This is a genomic window from Candidatus Omnitrophota bacterium, assembly GCA_028715415.1.
Taxonomy (GTDB): Bacteria; Omnitrophota; Gorgyraeia; order Gygaellales; family Profunditerraquicolaceae; genus JAQURX01.
Window position 1 is genome coordinate 21,782 of the sequence record JAQURX010000002.1, and the last position, 20,298, is coordinate 42,079.

The window sequence follows — 20,298 nt, forward strand, 5'->3', positions numbered from 1 at the left end:
ATGAAAAACTTACTATCAAACAGATTAATAAAAATAATCATAATTTTAATTATGGTTATTTTTTCTTTTAACCAGGTCGCCTTTGCAGCTCGTCATGCAGCTGGCGGAGGCGATATGGCGAAATTTAATGCCGGCAAATTCGCAGTAGGAACCGGTATTGGTTTAGCTTCTTTTACTGTTGGTAGTGCTTTAGCTGGCGGGATTTCATCTGGTATGCAAGGTGGCAGTTTTTCCGCAGGTATTGCTGCAACAAAACCATTAGCCTTTTCCACATGGGCAACAAATTATAGTGTAATGACTACAACCGGCCAATTAGGCAGGGCTGTTGGTAATATGGGCAATTATTATGGGTGGAATCCAAAAGCCACCTTAGCAATCAGCTCTGCTTTGCAGGGCGTTGTTGGCGGAGGGATGAATCCTGCAGCTTACGGAACCTCAAGCGTTTTAAATGGCATGGCATTAGGTGGGATCAATGGTAGTGTGCAGGGCGCTGTTTTGGCAGCAACAGCAAATAAAAGAGGTGTTGTACAGCCTTGGGCTGGAGCTGTAGCAGGAATAGCAGGTGGTTTTGCCAGTGGATTTGTTTCCGGAGCGCTTACGCCTACCAATGGAAACTTTTCTTTCGGAAATAAATTTAATGCGGGGGCTGGATTTAAAGCCGCGGCTACTTCTACAATTCAAAGCCTTCCTTCTCAAGCAATTAGCGTGGGTGTTGGTTACATTGCTCAGAATTCAAAAAATCCACAAGATAGATATATGATTCAACAGGCATTTAGCGGTGTTTATCCTATGGTAAATGCGGTAACTAATCCAGTTTCTGTAACAAACGTGAGGCAGCTTGGCCCCGGCTTTATTAACGTAAGGGCAACACCAAGCGCATACAATTATTCTCAATTCCAGCATGCTAATCCTGTTGGTTCAGGGTTGCCATCGAATCAGACTCTTAATTATAATTCAAATTCAGGGATTAATAATTTCCCAACAGCTGGTAGTAGATAATGCATAATTTTGCGCAACTAAAAACAAACATGAGCGAAGACAGAAACACGACAGAAAATAATCTTCAGGCGGAAGCGGTAAAGGAAGAATTCAAATCCAGTTTTAAAGCTTGGATTAGAATTGTTGCTTTTATCGTCGTGGCTGTGTTTTTGCCTGAGCAGGCTGCCCAAGCTGCAGGGTATGACTGGAGAGTTATTTGGAATAAGCCGGGTTTATCTATGCCTGCTGTTTTAAATTCAAATGTCGGCCAAGTTAATCAAATTGATATCCCGTTAACCATAAAGAATATTTTAAAAGAAGTTTCCGGTAAACCTTACACTGCGATAAAGCTCTCTGATAAATTGACCGTTAATTTAGATAAGCCAATTAACCTTTCCCAAGAGAGAATTGAAGAAATTTACAGCTGGCTTAAAGGCAAGCCATGCGGATCAAAAGCACTATTAGATTATTTAAAACTTAAAGGTGTGCAGGTCAGCGAGCAGGATATTGCTGTTATGGCTTTGACAGTGGATATTATGAATGACGTGGTCAAGCCGGAAGGCAACCCCGCAATTATTTTGAACTCATTATATGCTTTATCTAAAACCGCGGAATTTTATGGACAAAAACTTTACTCTGTTAAATTAGCAACTTCAGATTACGGATCATGGAATAAAATAGCGCCTTTTATCGCCCATCTAAACGGCAACCACTTTGTTTTAATAAATAAAATTTCTGGCAACAAAATTTACCTTTCCGATAATCACGCAGAAAAAGTTTTATCCACAGATGAATTCAAAAAACAATTTACCGGCTATGCTTTAATCCCTGAAACTAGCAACCTGAAACCTGAAACTGTTGAATTGTCTGATGCAGAAGCAATGAAGATAATGGGGGCTGCTGCTGCCAATGATAATGTTTGGGGCGGCCAGCTTAACTTGAGCTTAGATAGCGGTTCTTCGCCTTCGCGTTCTCCTGCACCGACAACTCAGCCTAGTTATACGCCTCAAGCGCCTGCTCAGCTCGGTCTTGGTTATAGCCCTTCAACACCGTCTTATACACCTACTTATACGCCAAGCTATACTCCAAGCTATACTCCGACGACTCAACCGTCTTATACTCCTGCTGTGCAGACACCAATGCCTCAAATTACCAATAATTTCTGGACTAATGTGAATAATTTTGCGAATTATACTCCTACGCCAGTTTATACACCACAAGTTAATACTTATACACCTCCGACAAATTACGTAACACCTTATACACCGACAACTCAACCAGTGGTTTATACACCCAGCGTTACCCCATCATACAACCTTAATCTTTTTTCTCCAGTTTCCAATTATATTCAAAATACTCAACCTGCTTATAACATAACTGTTCCTTTCGCAGCTCCGGCTTATACGCCTCCAGCAAATAATTATGTTACAACTACTCAGCCTGCTTATACTCCTGTATCTTTTAAACTAGATTTTAATTCTCCGATAGCAGCTCCGTCTTATACATCGCTTACTAATTATGTTGCACCCGTAGCTAAATTTACTCCGACAACGCAACCCGCAGCGGTTAGCATGCCTCAGGCAGGCCCGACATTCTGGGATAGCGTGAATAGTTTCTCTAAATATACTCCTCCTGCTGTTCAGTCTTATTCAGCTCCTCAAATGCCTGTTGCTCAGCTTACTATAGACCCAGTTGCAAATTCTAAACAATGGTCAAATCAGCCTTATGGAAATAATGTAAGTATTATGGGGACAAATGCTGCTGGAATGACTACGATTAGCGGAGCAAAGAATTATTCTTCGCATAACAACACAGTAGCTGTTAATTATCCACAGGGAGCTGTTTTATTTAATGATAGCAAAAGAGGTTTAGGGGATAGGATAGCTATTGGAGTAGGTAGGGTTGCGGCGAGCTATTTAAATATTCCAAAAAACAGTCCAGTTAGAGATGTTGCGCTTCAGGTTTGGGATAAAGAAACAACTTCTGTCCGGTATTCTTTGGATACAAATCGGGTAACAGGTGGGTTAACAAGCGGCTCTAAATTATTTACAGATTTTTCTTTAGCACCGAAAAGCTCAGTTGTCGCAAATACTGTTTCTCCAGTAAATCGTAATGAACACGCCCTGGTTTTAGGAATAAATACTCCTAAATCACCTACGGCATTTCAGATTACGCATGTTGACAGGACTCCTGTCAGCCAGCATATGGGGTATTTTCCGCAGGTAAATACTCTACAAGGAAAGATTGCTTTTGATCCCTTGGTTTTGGATACAGGAAGATATAATCCTGTAACTCAATCTATCGCTGGCAAGGGCTGGCATACGGATTTGGCAATTAAAAATGCCCCTAGTAGTAATTTGCAGGTAGTAGTTGGAAAAACTTTTATAGACAAATTACCCGCTTCTTTACCCGGCATCCAGTCGACAATGACTATCCCAAGCGTTTCTCGTATGGATATTCCTATGGGTTCAGCAGGGTATAACGCAACGCTTAAAGTCGCGGACAACTATAATTTTTCATCCGGCAGTAAGAAATTTAACGGGGATTTATATGTAGGAATTCCAGATGCCAAAATAGATTCATTTCAGCAATTGGCTTGGGGTACTAAAGCCCCCGGTAAAATCTGGGTGGATATCAATAAAATTCCAAATTTAACCAATAATCCATTTAGTAATTCTCCTGCATTTGGCCCGACAGTTACAAGTAAAATGATCGGAGTAGACCTTTCTCAATTTGCGAAGAATCAAAATGCCGCGCAAGGCGGAAAGCCCCAGAAATTACAAGGCGGATGGGAATTAGAAGGAAAGTTAAGTTTTGTTAAGATCGCAAATTATAATTCTAACTCTCCAAAGATTAAATCACAGACAGATTGGACATTTAATACTAACGGGTTAGGCGCTCGTTATACCAATATAGGTAAAAATTTGGATTCAACGCCTTTGGCTCCAAGTTTGGGGATTATGAAGGGAGATACATTGGCTCACTTGCCTTTTGCAAGTACTCATAATCCATCTAGCTCGGGCTTATTCCTGTCAACTTCCCGTCCAGATGTTCAATTTAGAGATTGGAAGACAAATCATGATTCTACTTGGAACAAACAAACGGTGGTTAATCAGTATAATGCGGGAGTTGAAAGAATAAATGCAAGGTTAATTCCCGGTGAAAGAATACAGCCTATAAGCGCAAATAAATACCAGTATTTCCCTCTTTTAAAACCGCAAGTAATAGGTTCTGATATTGTTTCTGTAAATCATTTTGTCAAACTTCCAATTTCACAAAAGGCTTCTTCTGCTGATGCTGCCAGAATATTTGGCGAAGATTTCTTAAGTACCTACAAAGTAGAAAAGATAGGGCGTGGTTTACAGTTGACAGGCAAAAATGAATTTAGCGGGCTTTGGCAGATAAATACATTAGGAGTAGATGGTAAGTTAGTAACACGGACAATTACTGAAGGTTATGTTTGGACAAATAAAGTCGGGAAAATAGGCGATGTGGATTTAAGCCAAAAAAATAACGTAATAAGCGACGCTCGTTTTAATTTTGATCATTTTAAAGGCGATGCAAATGTAATTCCTTTTAAAACAGGATACGGAGTTAACTTAGCTGGCGCTAGAATTGAAAGCGGCATGATTAAAGGGCCCGGGCTTGCCACTGGGGCATTACCGCAGCGAGTAATAAATAAAGTAGATGGCCTTCTTAAGGCTACCGATATCCACCAGGTATTTCCAAATAATAAGCAAATTAATCTTACTACAAAAATTAATAGCGATGGAAGCCTCGTAGAAAATTATTTTATAAAAGATAAGAGTTACAGTGCAAGTGTTTTAAGCGGTAAATTCGAACAAGATATTACTAATGTGCCGCTAAAAGTAAAATATGATTTGAATAAATTTTCTGCACAGCTTATGCCTAATGGCTCAGTAAAATTAATTACTCCCAACAATGCCATTACTTATAGCTATTCTCATCTATTGTCTAATCAGGGTGGTAGTGGTGTAGGCATTAAAAATTTAGGAAAGGGTGTGGAATTAGACTGGATTTCTCCTGTTTCCAGAGGAGCGGATGTAAATGTTCATTTAGGCAAAGCAGGCATTTTAATCAATCCTCAGGCTAATACGCTGGATTTCTCTCCAACTTATTCCGAAGGTGCGGTATGGAAGAAGACCGCGGAATTTAATATCGTTAGCAAAGACCAAGCAGTATATGCAGATAAATTAACTGGCATACATTTTTCTTCTGATACATGGTTAGGGCATTTAAAAGGCCAGTCTGGAAGAATAGAAATTGGCGAGCCAGGCAAATTCTCCGGAGATGCAGCTTTTATCAAAGCATTTGCTAATAATACTCCTTATCAATTAACTTCTCAGGATAAAGCAAAATCATTAAATGTTAGCTTAACTCAATTTGATTTGGTAAATAGATTTGATGTAAAAGGCCAAGTTGCTCCGGATTGGCACTTGTCTTATATGAAAGGCAACGGCATTGTTAATGGCAACAAAATTGATATATTTGATTTAGGGGTAACTAAATTTAGTAATGGCAATGAAATGCCCACCTTAGGCGTTAAAGCTGTTAAATCAGGCAATTTATCTATTCCGGAATTTTTCAACAAAGCCGGCGGAGGTTCTTCTGCAGAAATAACATACAGTAGCTTTAGCCCGAAATTAAATCTCTTAAAGGTTCAGAATACGACAGAATTAATTGCTAAACAAAATGGCCAGGATATTTATCGCAGAACAAATATTGCAAGCGGAACAACGGGCATTTTACTTAACCCAGCAGAAATCAACAAACAGCAGACTTATTTTGACGGCCAGGGAAATTTTGTAGTTGGCTCTGCTGATATCAGCTCTTTGTCTTTAAGCAATCGTGCTGAGTGGCAAAATGTTGGGAAAGCTTCTTTAATAAATGGAAAGATTTATGCGAATGACGAAAAGCTCGTTGCTTTTTCTACTAATTTAAATGGAGATAAAGTAATCCGTGCATCTTTAGGAATTAAAGCCGGAAAAGAATCAGGAGATGTATTAAAAATAGGTAAAAATGATTTTCAATTAACTAGTTATCTTCTATCTTCTCCTGAAAAAATTAAACAATACCCGGGAATGAATTTATCTCCTTTGCAAAGAAGCACATTAGGCATGCAAGAGATAGTTCCTCAATTGTTTTCCGGTGTTGATTCTTATGATCCTCTTGCTGGTTTTTACTCTTCATTAATGCCAAGCTCAAAGAATTTGTCTGAAATTAATCAAATCATGGGCAGCAATCTTTTACAGAATATTTACAAAGATTGGCCTTCAATTGCAAACACCGGCATAGAATATACTATTTCATCTTGGGCTACTTATCAGGAAAGAGATGCCTTGGGGAACATGGTTTTTCCTAACAAGGATGTTATCTTTGGAAAAGGCATTCAGGATAATCATTCTATCAATTGGAAAATTGGCCAGGTTGATATAAATGGGGAGATAGGTCCTCTTGCTGAAGGAACAAAAACTCTTCTCGGGAATGATTTAATAACCAAGGGGTCCTCTCCTTTGGTTATGCAAAAGGCAGCTACAGAAATAAATATGAAAGATGGTAAGCCGGTAAATGAAGCTATCGGGCTTTTAGGCTGGCAAGGATTGCCTGTGATTTCTCAGGGGCTTGTTAATGCAACGGTTAACGCCGGAGGAAATTTATCAACAGATGCTAATCAAAATGGAACAATTCTTAATTCCGAGCATACCTACAATATTAGTGACCGCATAGGTGGTGTTTTATTAAATGATAATGCTACTCTTACGAATTTAGGTATTGATAATAATGGTAAGGTTAATTTTAACCCTGTAACCCAAGCGGGAAGATTAGGGTATTCAAACGTAAAAACATCAGAAATTGTTAATAACAAAGATCTTTCCAGAGTGGCTGATATCAAATGGAAAGATGGTTCGCTTGCAATGCCATGGAATTTAAGTGTTAATGTAAATAATGAAGGAAAACCGACGCATTTTGAAGTTGGATATTTAGGCGGGGCTAATAGCAAATCCGTTAAATTCGACGAGAAAGGTAATTTAATGAATGGGGCTGGGCAAATTACTTCTACCCAGTATTTATTATCATTAAGGCCTGGTCTGGAATATGGGCCTGATGCCAAGATGCTCACGCCTGTTTTGTATAGATACAGCGAATTGAAAGATGGTTCTTGGCAGATTCCAAAAGGGAGCACATATTTTGGAGAGAATTTAAAATCGATGATTGGCAAGGTTATTTCTATTCCAGAAGGCAGTGCAGCACGGAGAATTTTTACTGCGCAAGGCGAAGAATTCAAATCAGGTTATTGGGCTGCTGATCAGAATGGGAAGGTGTGGGCTTTGAGCCCAACCGCAATGCGTTATGGTATTTTGAATGTTGATGGGTCTTTGCAATATTTAAATAGCGAAGGCCAATCTTTTAAGGAAAGCGATATTCCTGAGGAGATAAGGCCGAATTTAACCTTAGCAAAAGAAATAGCTTTACAGAAAAAGAGCATTGCTGAAAATTCGGAATTTGTGCATAACCAGCTTAATGATTTGCATAATGGATTCGCTTATAAATATTTTAGAGCCGGAGAAGGCACAGAAAAAGCATTGAATAATGAGCTTGCAGCAATTCACGATAAGAAGCTTCTTATCAAAGAAGCTGAAGCGTTCTTGAATGTTGATAATATTGATGGCGCGAAAAATACATTTGATATGTTGGTTGGCGGAGATGCTTTAGCAAAAGTTGTTGTAGAGGCTCTTCCTTATGCCAAGCACGACGAAAGATTAGTTTTAGATGCATATATGCGTAATGCTGGTGTTAAAGATGATAAAGATGTTGCAGGTATTGCAAGAATGGTAAGAGAGGATCCTAAAGCGCGCATGTTTGCTCATAAACTCCCGCAATGGATCAGAGAAAGTAATGATGAATTAAGAGATTGGAAACAGGGAAATGATATTGTGCGCGATAATCCGGACAGCCCTTGGACAGTATGGGCAGAATCTTTTTATCGCGAAGCTGCAAGTAAAATTTTACCCGTAGATTATGTTTTAAATAATCCGGATGCTTCAATGCCTCGCCAAGGTTGGGAAACTTTCAAGAACGTCGGCTCAACTGAATTAGAAGGTTTGGGTATGATGTCTAAGGGGGGTTGGCAAGGAGTAAGGTCAGTAGTTACAGAACTAGGTGTTTTAGGAGATTCTTTAGTAAGATGGGATTCTTCAGAATTAAAAGAGGGTTCTTTGCTAGCTTGGGAAACTTTAAAGGGAGGTTATAACCCTTACGACGATGCTTACAACAAAGGCGGCGCATGGAAATCCTTATATTATATGGGGAATGGTTCAGAAATTACTCTTGAGATTTTATTAGGCAGAGGCGTTTTGCGTGGGCTAAAACTTGGAGAATACGGAGCTGCCGGAGAAAAGTTAGGACAAGTTTTATCATTCGGCGGAAAAGTTTCACCTTATGCGACAGCTTCTTTATTGACTGGTGCTGCTGCCGCTGGCGGAACTGCAGTTTATAATGCAGCAGAAGGCAAACCAGTAACAGAGGATTTAGCTAAAAATTCACTTCAGGGTTTGCTCGCACCATATCTTATTCATCCTACTACCAAAAGCATTGCTGCTAAAGTAGCGGCTTATGGCCCATCTATATTGGGTTTGATGGCTACTCTTGGCGGCACTCTCGATCTAGCTCTTTCTTCCGATAAGAAGTTGGAACGCTATTATAGCGTTGGTGAAAACAAAACTTCCGTAAAAGATTCTTCTACAACCTTCTCGTTTGAAAGGTATTTTATTTTTTCTTTTGCAGGAGAACTTTCTGCAGCAGCCGGATCGGTTGTAAGAAATTTTGCCCTTTCTTTGGCCGGCAAACTTTCTGCAACAACTGGATATATATCTGGAGATAAAGCAGGCGCGGAAGCAATGGATACGATTACAAAAGGTTTTGAGGCTTCATATCAAAAGACTTTAGGAAACTTTGTAGAAGTAACCAGAAAATTATTTGGAGATATCCCAGCTATCATTCCAGAGGTGTTACGTACGTTGCCCGGATTCGCGGGTTTCCCACATACTGTGCTACGTGATATGGCTTATTTTGGCAGAGAAAACGCCGATTTAGCTAATCAGTTTGGCGGAGATCAGATGGGTGGTTGGATTGCAGGAATTTTCCGCGGCTCAGCAAAAGGTGCTTGGGGTATGTTTAGTTATGTTACTTCTATAGCTGATGCTTCATTGCATGTATTTGAAGGCGGCGGGGACACTGGAAAGTTCTATCAGGGATTTATTGGCGATAAAATAAAATCAGTTTTAGGGCAAGAGGTTTCTATTTTTGTAGATCCTGAAGGAACTGCTAATATTGTAGCTCAACGAGCCTATGAAGGATTTTCATATGTTATTGCTAATTTATTGCTTATGCCTGGAGCGCAACATATAGGTAAAGGCGAGAATATTATGGCAGCTGAGAAAACTGCACCTAAGAGCACAGCGGGACAGGTTGCAGTGAGCATTCTTGATGGCTATAACGCAGCAACACGCGCTATACTTCTTCCTACGGATATGTTAATAGGGATTGGTAAAGCTCCATTAATAGTTGGCAAAGAGACTATTAAAGGAGAGATCTTAGGCAAAGATACCGATACTTCAATATATTCTGGTTTGGTTAAAGCAGGCAAAGAAATAGAAAATAAAATTCCCGGGTTAAGACAGGTTAATACTGAGGCTCCAAAGAAGGCCAATGAATCCCGACCTACTTTTAAAGACGGCGAAGTTGGCGGCAGACAAGGATCGAAAGTAAGTGCTGCAGAATTAAATTCCGCTGCAAAGGATGCAAGATATGTAGGAACATATAATGACGTAGAGGTTTGGTTAAAACCAGGTAATGAAGTAGTCCCTGGACAAGCCGGTGCCGGCGGATTAACTATTGATGGCAAACAAGTAGTCCTTATCGCAGAAAATACTTGGAGAAATGCAGAAGGCGGTAACGCAGATGCAAAGTGGACTGTGCATCATGAGTTAATAGAAGCAGCTGGCCGCGGTTCATTCGCAGAGGGGCCTTTGGCTCCATCTAAAGAAAAAGTTTCTGATGCGGTGCATTGGGAAGGTGAATTAGGTAAAGCGTATGAAGATAATGTAAAGAAAAATTGGCAGATGCCGAGATTTGAAGAAGCAACTCCAATCTATTCTAGGGTTGCTACTCCAATGCAAAGAGCAATGGCTTTATTTAATAATATAGCAGGTAGAGCTCCGACGCAGAAAGAAATGGTTACAATCATTAAGAACTCACCAATAAAAACAGACTTTATTGATGCAGCAAGGAATGTAGCTAAGGAAACTAAAGTTAAAATAGGTGACGAATTCTCTTTTGATAATGCTTGGGCAGGGAAATTGTTTAGGGTGAAAGCAAAAGCTACTGAAGGAGAAGGCTGGATCACAGAATATTATTCTGAAGGGGATAATGCATGGAAACATTTTGCGTTTAAGAAGTTTAGCAGCAGAGAAGTGGTGTTAGGGCAAGAAAAGTTAGCCGCTCAAAAGTCATTAACTGAAGTGCAACAGGCAAATTTAGATTTTGAAAGATTAACAGGGCACAATCCATCATACAACGAAACAAAGGCAATTGTCACAGAAGTGGTAAACAGGGGAGGAAGGACAACTTATAGAGATGTTGCTATGGAAAGAGCGGAAATCATAAAAGCCAATCAACGTCTACAGCCCACAGGCACCTTACCTATTATTAATGAAGGCCCTCTGCAGTTTGCCGAAGGAAGGTTTGGGTTTAATGAGGGAGATGCTAAAGTTGGTAAGGTAGAGGAAAAAGACTTAGCTACACGTGTTGCCGAAGCAACTGGTGGTAAAAAGATTGAGGAGTTAAATCTTAGAGAAAGAGTGTTTCTTGCTTGGAGCGATGTGCGTTCTTCTCTTCCAAAGGATCAAGCGCAGGCAGATTTATTCTGGAGAATAGATTCTACTAATCAAGAGGTAGTATCAAGATTACAAAATAGAACTCCAGGAAAAGATGTCATTCCTCCTACATTTGAAATCCAAGGTGGTATGTCTTCAGGTAAAGATTCAGGTGCATTGGTATACGACAGTTTACGTCTAAGTGAATTAGGTGATCCAGCAATAGGTAGAGAGGTAGTACCATTAAGAACTCATTCACAAGCCCAAGAAACAGCAGCTGAGGTTAGAAGAATAATTACTCATCCTTTAATTGGGCTTAAAGAAGGAGACGTTGCAGTTGTTTCTGCGCACGATCCTAAATCAATAAAGGCTGCAGAAAAAGCACAATTTGTATTCTCTGCAAATGAGGATTTACAGCTTCTTTCTGCAACTCCAGAAGGAAGGAAATCAATTGAATCTTTTATGGGGTCTAAAGATGCCCGTCGTCATTATTGGAATCCAGAGGCTGAAGATACTCCAGGCCTTATGGTAGGGACTAAGGCAGCTAGGAATCTCTCCGCTAAAGAAGGGAATGTCGGGGGCGAGACTCAAAATGTGCTAACCGAGAGACTGGGTTCAGAAACTGCAACAAGAAATGGTGAGAAAATTATTTCAAAAGATACTGATCATATAGTGAGTTTAAATGAACCATTAATAGAATCTATTATGCCCGTTTTGAAAGCGGATAGCTTAGAGGAGGCAGTAAAAACTGAAGATGGGGCTTTAAGAATGTCGGCAATGGCAGCGAATGCTAAAGCACGCCACGATAAACTTGGTGTTGATGTTGATAGGTTAGAAAATGGGCAGACATCTCCGTTGGATGGTCTTTCTGGTGTTAGGCATAGGGTAAGGCCGCATGATCCAATGGATGCAGTTGCTCAAGCCCATATTACAAGAGCAAAAATGGGAGAGATAACAGGAGAGACTCCTGATTTGCCTGCTAATATTGAATCCCAAGCAGAAACTACCAAGGTTTTAGATGAACAAATGATAAGGATATTAAGGCCAAGCTCTGTTCGTTTTGCAACAGGCTCTCTTACTTCTGAGGCAGCAAAAAGAAATCAGGTGGTCTATGGTGCAGAATTGCCGCCAGGTGATAGTGTTGCTCCTTTAGATTTAGCCAGCCTTAAGGTAACCCAAGGGGAACATGATACCGGAGTTAAAAATTTTGAAACTATAATGCAAAAACTGGCTCAAGAAAAAGTCAGCGGGATTATAACTATTGCAGCTAGAGGAGAAGATTTGCCTGCTTTTGTAACACGAGCAACTGAATTAGCTAAGAATACACAGCAAAGAGTTATATTAGTTGATGCTGCCGGTGAAAGCAGTTTTGTCACAGGATCTAAAGAACGCATTGCAAGTGATAAAGATGTTAATACTCAGTTAGTTACTTCAGATAACATTGTAGTTATAGTAGCTCATGGATCTGCAAAGAGTAAGAGTTATTATTTTGGCCAGGATTCTGAAGGAAAACCTCTTGGTAGAGGTTTTGTTTTGGCTGATGGAAAAGCTTATGCAGAAATTGTCGCACAAGGCACCAAACGTCCAAGGACAGCAGCTACTCTTAATGAAAATGGCGAATTAGTGAAAGATTGGGGAAAACAGCAAGAGGTATCTGATACTGTTGAAGTTGTAGCTTATGGCCCTACGCGTGAAGGTGCTTCCACCCATCAGGAGAGTTGGTTGAGGAACCAGAGAGACGGAGAATTAAGAGCTAATCATCGTAAAGTTATAGATAATTCAATTAGAATGCCGCATGATTCTTTGGAATATTTAGCTCAACTAGCTCCGGAAGCAAGTAAAGAAATAGCTACAAGATTAGAGAGAAGAAGACAAGAAGATACGATTTACAAGAATACTGAATTACGAGGCGATGCTGAAAGTGGAGAAACTTCAGCTCTTAGGACAAGAGATAGGTCAAATATCTGGCTTAGGGAGCAGATGAAGAGTTTGGAATCTTTTGTTAGGGCGGATAATACACAAGCAAGGGATTTTATGAAAGAAATACTCGGTGAAGAATTAAGCCGTGGTCCAGTGCCTTTAGGGTATGCACGTACTCCCGCTGAATTGATTGAAGCTTTAAAAAGATTTGATTCTGCTGATTATCCAGCTCGCACTCCTCACTACGTAGAAGCAGGTGTTGCTTCAGCTGATGCTGCTGCAGGAGCAAGAAAAGATTTAGGGTTAAAAGGACATGAACCTATAATAGCAGAAAGATTATTAGCAGTTAGAGGCATTGCTCCAGCAAATGCTCAATGGTTGAAGGATAATGGCTATGCTGATCCTCAAAGCGGCGTTTTATATATTGATTCACAATTCTTACCTATAATTAATCAGTTAGTTAATTCTACACAAGCTACAAGACAGGCGTTAAATAGTGGTTTATCCACTCTTAATATTACAGCTGCTACTTTGCCTGATTCGGAAACTGTTTCAAACCAGCAGGCCTTTGATACACTAAAATCAATTATTGATAACGTTGTGCCGGCAGCTAATACAAGGCAAGGTTTTAATTCTCTCATGACTTTAGGCCAGCTCGTTAAACCTTTTGAGAGTACTGGCGATAGCGTCTCGATTACTCCTGGAGCATTCAAGAAAGCCCAGCAGAGCTCGGATTATTTAGCAATTGTAGATTTGGTTTTAAACCTGGTAAGAGCGAGCCATCCTGAAAAAGCAAAAGCCATAGATAACTTGCTTAATGATAAAGTTAGAAGCGCATATAAGAAAATGCAGATGGCAAGAACTGATGCAGAACGCAAAGCCGCTGCCAAAGCTTTAACTAAAGCTTTGCCTACCCGTACTGCTATTTATGATGCAATGACGCCTTTTGGCACAGCTGGCACAACTGATGATGAGTGGAAAGCTCCGGAAAAACTTCGTTCAATGGAATTCGTGCCTTTCTTAATTCCTATGTCTCCAGAAGAAACACGCAATTTAATTGCTGTTGATGATGCCTTATTAGAAGATGATTTGCTCCCAGCATCAGTAGCTACAAAGGTTCCTTTAATTGATACAGTAGCTGTTGCCCAAGGCCAGATGAATTTCTCGGGTTTGATTTCCAGATGGGGCGGCAGAAGCGAAGTAGCTAAAGCTGCCAGAATGCTTAGTAATTTAGAGAATGCTTCCGCAAGGTTATCCGCAGCTAGGAGAATACTTAGCAAACAGGCGCAATCCGGAGAACAACCAGATAAGAAATTACAAAGCGCATTAAAGAGTTTATCAAAGCAGATTAAGAGATTGCAAAGATTAGGGCTTGATCCTACTCAATATACCAGTAATGATAATCTAACTGTAATTGCACAAAGAATTGTTGGCGAGGATAAGGCTAAAACAGATAAATTAATGGAAAAATTAATTCTTCTTTCTATGGCAGGAAGAAGAGATTTGCTTGAGAAGCAGGTTAATAAACATAAAGAATCTTTGGATCCGGCTATCGCAGCGTTGAATGCATTAATTGAGGAAGAAAGGCCGATTGCTGAAGGCGGAGAGAATTTAACAAAGAAAGCCGAAGAAGTCCGCCAGCAAAGAGAACAGAGGCGTCAACAGCAGATTGCTCAGGTTGAAGAAGATGCAGCTAAAGCAGCCCAAGAGGGAAAAACAGTAGAACCAACCGAAATCCCAGAAACAGATAGCGTTGAAACGATTGCTGCAGAATTACAAAGCCGCGCTAAAATAACAATTGATTTAGCTAAAGAAAAGTTGGCTAAACTTGAAAAAGAAAAGGCTGATGCTGCTGCAGTAACTAATGAAACTCCTCTTGCACAGCAATATGCTGCTACAGAAGCTTATCTTCCTGAAGCATTAGAGTTGTCCATTAGAAGCGAAGCTTACCAGAAATTTGCTAAAGATAAAGCTGCTGAAGAAAATCAGCCTGCAACAACTGAATTCTCCGCAGAAGACGTGGCTAATCGCCTTAACGAAATTTCGAATCAAGATTCCGGCGAACATATGAATCTTATGGCGAAGAAATATACTTATAACACCATCACTCCTGACGAAGATGTCCGATTGAATGAAATTGAGAAGAATCGTAGGCAGCAGGCAGAGAGTTTACTCCAGGGCCTTAGTATTGAACAATTGGAAGCAGTTGTAAGGCTTAATGTTGAGCAGGATGAACGTTTAAATAATGGAGAAAAGCCAGCTTCGTTATTTGGTAATGGAGCTCCAGATTATGCCGCGCAAGAGTTAATAAGGAAATTAAAAGCTAGGGATGAAGCCAAGTCCGATGCACAATCGAAACAAGGTAATCAACCAGTGGCTCAAGAGCCAAGTAATCAAAGCTTCTTTAAGCGCGCATTGTATTATAAAGTCACCCTGCCTTTATCAGAAAAATTATTGGGCTCCCCGGTAAGCGTGCATTGGAGTGTTGCTGCTTTAGTAGCGTTCTTGGGGATTAAATTTGGAGGTGTTACAGCTGGTTTGGCGGCTGCAACGCCTATTATGATTTCAGTATTCTTACATGAAGCTGGGCATGCATGGGCTGCATTTAAGAAAGGAATGAAAACCGATAATATTACTCTATTTGGTTTTGGTGGATCAACTAATTTTGATAAAGATAGATATGAAGCTATGTCTCAGAAAGATAAGAAATTTGTCGCTTTAGCTGGCCCGGCGATGAATTTTGTTTTGGCTGGTGGAGCAGCTATGTTGAATGCTTTAGGCGTTATTGATTCACATTCGGCAAATTATTTTGCTAACATGAATTTATTCTTAGGGGCATTTAACTTGATTCCTTTCTGGCGGATGGATGGGGCAATTATATTCAGAAATATTGGTAGAGCTACTAGTAATGCCTTTACACCGCTTGGCTTGATGATTTATGCTGCTGGGAAGCTTATGTTTGGTAATGGCGGATTAGACAATGCAGGTGTTTCTGGCGCTGGGCAGAATAGTAATGGTGGCGCTAAAGAAAAGCCTGAACAACAGCCGATGGGTCAACCTCTGCCTTTCACAAATATTCCAACACCAAATGTTAATAATTTGAAGGTTCCTGCAAGTAATGGCTTAATTCAACATTTACATAGCATATTTGGTTTGTTTGGACAGGCGTTATCATTCGCAAGGCCAGCTTATGCCGGAGAAACCAGCTCCCAGCATCTCACTAAGGTAGCTGGTGCAGGCGTATTTGGCCGTAGCAGCCCGGGTGTCAACTCCGCGGCTGCGATTAGCCCAATCGCAGGTCGTGGTTCTAGGCAAGAGGGCAAAAATAGTGCAGGTTCAGTAACTCTTGCTACTACGGAGACTGGATCTGAAACAAGAAATGAAGTAGTAGGTGCAGAAAGTGCCGAAGGAAAGGTAGATGCCCAGAGTGCAACTAGAAAAACTCAAGGCGCAAATACAGGTTCTAATGATAGAACCGGTGGTTCGACAAGTGCAACCTTAAATGGCACAAATTCTGGTAACGGCAGCGGTGCAAATAATGGTGCAGCAGGCTTAGGTGGAAAATTAATATTAATTCCTCCAATGGTATGGAGGCTTTTGCGTCTTCTTAATACAATTATTCCTCCACAAATCCTCGGCAATAACCATAATGCCCGTGGTCCGCCCGCCAAACTTGGCGCATTAGTAAAAACTTTATCAACTGCTGTATTAATCCTCGCTTCAATCTGTGGTTGTGCTTCAAATCAAAATCAATATAATCAATCTTCCTCTATCCAAGTTGTTGGCATTATCGCTGCCGTATTAATTATCGCATTACCAATAGTAATTAAATTATTAACCAAGCCGGTTTCTGTTCCTTCCGTGGCAGGAAAGACAGTCCCGGCTTTTGTTGTAAATGAGGGCTTCGCAGGAACCCTCCTCCAGGGATTGACCCTTCTTGTTGGAGCCCTCATTACAACTGTTTCAAAAATTATAGGAGGTGTAAAATGGTTAAAATCAATTTATCAGAGCTTAGTTTCGACCATCTTGTCATCTTTGAGAAAGACAGTACAATCTTTGCAGCAGCCCGGTGCGTTGATAAGAATCTTAGGATCTTTCTTATCCATGATAAAACAGGCAACGCATACACCCGTAACGGCAGAGCAGACAGCTGGGAAGAACTCTGTGATACCGACAGAGATATCGTCCTCCAGCGAATTATCGCAGCCCGAAAAACCAATGCAATCCCAGTCTACAGAATCAACGGAAGACACGATAGCTGATGAAGATGTGCCGTATGTTGTTTACAGAAGAAGATTTGGAATTGTTAATCCTTATCTTTTAGAAGGTGGATTAAAGGACGATGATTTTAGAGTTGTTTCTGGTGATAGAAGATATAAGCTAGGTCAATTAATTCCCGGGTTTTCTAAGCCAACTCCTGAGGATTGGGATGAAGCAGATGCATATTTCGCACAAGAAGCTGAGAAAGAAAATCAGGCTGCAGGCGTAATTGCGGGATTACCATTAAGAAGAATGGCTAAAGCCGCCGGCTTCGTTGTATTAGTAGGCGGTGCGCTTTACGCTGGTGCTGCCCTGTTTGACGGCACACCAGTTTATGCAGCAGATAATCATGCTTCAACCATGAATGCTCCAAGATTGGATTTGGGAGAAATGTTGAATAATGATGGGAATATCTTTGGGCAGACAACAACTTCTCAGGCCGCACAATTGACAGAAGCAGTAATTGAGAATGGTAAAGCAGTGCAGATTGTCGATGGAAGCCATCGTATGATATTAGGCGTTCCTGCATTAAACTGGCAGAATTATTCTGATTATCAGGCCTTTAAGAATGCTGTTAGGAAGAATGTTGAAAGCCAGATCGAATCTTTAAACTTATATACTAAGAAGAATTATTCAATTGATAATCTTAAACAGTACAACGGTTTAATTACGAAATATTTAGAAGGTGCATATTGGGCGTTTGATGCAAGAAATAGAAAAGTAACTACAACTTCTTCAACTGCTACGGCAACAGCTACTGCGTCAGTAACCACGACTAGCAACTTATCTACAACGACTTCTAGCAATGTAGCTACATCTAACGTAACTACTACCACAACAACAGATTCTGCTCCAGCTTTAACTGAACAGCCATTTATTTTAGTTGAAGACATCGAAAAGGTTAACTTTGGAAGGCCGTTGTTTGTTGGCCCAGTTGATTCTGTGATTATTACTACTGTTGATGGCGCACATTTTGTAATTGATGACGCAGAATTCTTAGCTAACCAGTTCGGCTTAAAGACCGGCAAGATTACAAAGATGGAATTTGGCCGTGCAAAGAAGATAGAAGTTATAGGCGTAGATGGCGAAGTAAAAGTACTTGGTATCAAAGGCATAATAGAAGAAGCAAGAGCACAGCAAGCAAATAAAACTTATCAGTCAAACACCAATCCTCGTTTTAATATTGATTTAGTTAGAAATGCTCACGAAAAAGGCCTGACAAGAGGTTTACGCGAAGTTCTTACTCTCGGTATTGTTAAGGGCCCGCGCGCTACCGGATTATATCAGCTTGATTTAAATGGCCGCCAGGTATTTGTATATTATGGTGGAAGCAATGGCCAGGATTTACTCAATGCATTAAATGATTTTGGTGTCCCAGATGAAAATATTCTTATGGATTCAGCTAAAGAGGAAAAAGTAAAATCATGGGGAATGGCTGCAGGGCGTACTTACGCAGTTGATGTCAGACTTCCTGATGGAGAAGTTGTAACAGCTACTTATGATAATGCTTTAGAGATTGCACATCTTTTTAAAGATGCTAAACAGGCAGCCAAAATCAAGCCTGTTAAACCAGTTCCTGTTACTTCAATAACAACTACTAATACAACAGACATCGGTACTCCTTTTACTCAATCAATGCCGAGCTCTAAGCCGGTTGATACTTTACCGACAACAACAAGTTTACCTGTAGTAAATCCAGAACCAACAACAACTACAAAGGCAGTGTTACCTCCTGTTACAACAACTAAGCCAGTTGTGCCGACTACACAGGCTGCTCCTAAAGCAAAAGTTACTCCAGTAATACCGACAGTAACTACTCCACTACATACCCGCGCTCCTCCGTATGTGGCTCTCGCTGCTCTTTTCTTTGCTCTCGCCGCTGGATTATTATCCAAAAATCGCAATTGGGAAATAAAGAATCGTATTAACGATATCCTTAAGAAAGTATTCCCCGAATCCCGCTGGTTAGCTCCTGCCGTTGAAGGTATCAAAGGTGTTAGAGGTTTAATCAATAGTGCCAAAAATGCATGGTACAACTGGACTTCAAATCATAGTGACTTACGTAATACCATTTTTATTACCGGAGCAGGATTAGTTATTCTCGGTATTGTAGTGGATGGTTCAGTATTTGGTTTTGATTATCATTATAATTGGAACAAAATAACTGATGTCTTAAGATTTACATTTACCGGGATTGCGATAGGCTTTGGTTATTTAGCAATAATCGCTGCACTGTTATGGAGAGTTAAGCAAGGCATCCAACCAATACCAGAGGATGACAAATTTGCTCGTATTACAGGCGGCGATCCGGTAGATTTATTAGTTAATGCATATGGATATGGAGAAGAAGAGAGCAATTCAAGCATGCTTGAGACTGCAGCTAAGTTTTTGCGCAAGAGAGGTTCAGCTGCGCTTTTAGCTGGTATTATGTCTGACAGTGATTATCCGTTAGATTCATATGCAGAAATAGTTGGATACTTGAATAGGCAGTCAAGAAGTTGGATAAGAGAGCTAAGTGAAATGGATCGTCAAATTGGGGTTCCAATGCATAGGGATTGCAGAGTTGTGGTTGGTATACCAGTTGCTGGCCACCAGGAAGGGGATAATATTTATCGTACGTTACAAAGCTATACTCATCAAACTGATAGGTCAGGTAAGGCATTAAATAATAATTATTTTGAAATAATTGTATTCATAAATCATCCTTCTGATGTTGCTCCGGATAATACAATTGACGAAGTCCGAAGATTCCAGGCTGATTATCCGCATATAAATGTAAGAATGGTCTATAAAAAATTAGATCGTTCAAATATTACGATGGGTAGAATTAGAAAATATGCAACTGACTTGGCGTTGTTAAGACATAAAAATAGGCACAACAATAGTGATTTGATAATTATTGGAAATGATGCTGATTTAAATGGTTTAGCTCCTACTTATATTTGGGCATTTATTAATGGATTTGATACTCATAGCAATTGGGATGGTATTTTGGGTAAATTAGATTGGGGCTATGATGGGTATTTATCTTCACCTGTATTTCATTTTGGTACTAGGATTTTCCAATTGCAGGAGATTATATGTAGGCGTAACTGGGGAACTCCGGGTAGTAGTGGGGCTAACTTTGGTTATAGAGCTAGCCGATATGCTGCTTTGGGAGGTTACAACGATAGGATGAAGTGGGGTGAAGATTCAGAATTTGGCTTAAGATTAAGAATGGCAAGAGATAAGAGAGCATTCAAAG

At 40.2% G+C, this 20,298-nt stretch carries 2 protein-coding genes (1 of these 2 running past the window's edge); both read left to right on the forward strand.

Annotated features, from left to right (window positions below):
- Window positions 1-999, forward strand: coding sequence for a hypothetical protein (locus tag PHO70_01125; GenBank protein ID MDD5431582.1), 999 nt, complete (start codon window positions 1-3; stop codon window positions 997-999).
- Window positions 999-20,298, forward strand: part of the annotated coding region (locus PHO70_01130; protein MDD5431583.1) for a cell wall hydrolase (this coding region is incomplete at its 3' end). The annotated region continues 29,252 nt past the right edge of the window; 19,300 of its 48,552 annotated nt are in view. The genes PHO70_01125 and PHO70_01130, both read left to right, overlap by 1 nt.

Bases quoted from the DNA above. Each gene is read 5' to 3' on its own strand.
- PHO70_01125 (MDD5431582.1), top strand. From the start codon at position 1: ATGAAAAACTTACTATCAAACAGATTAATAAAAATAATCATAATTTTA.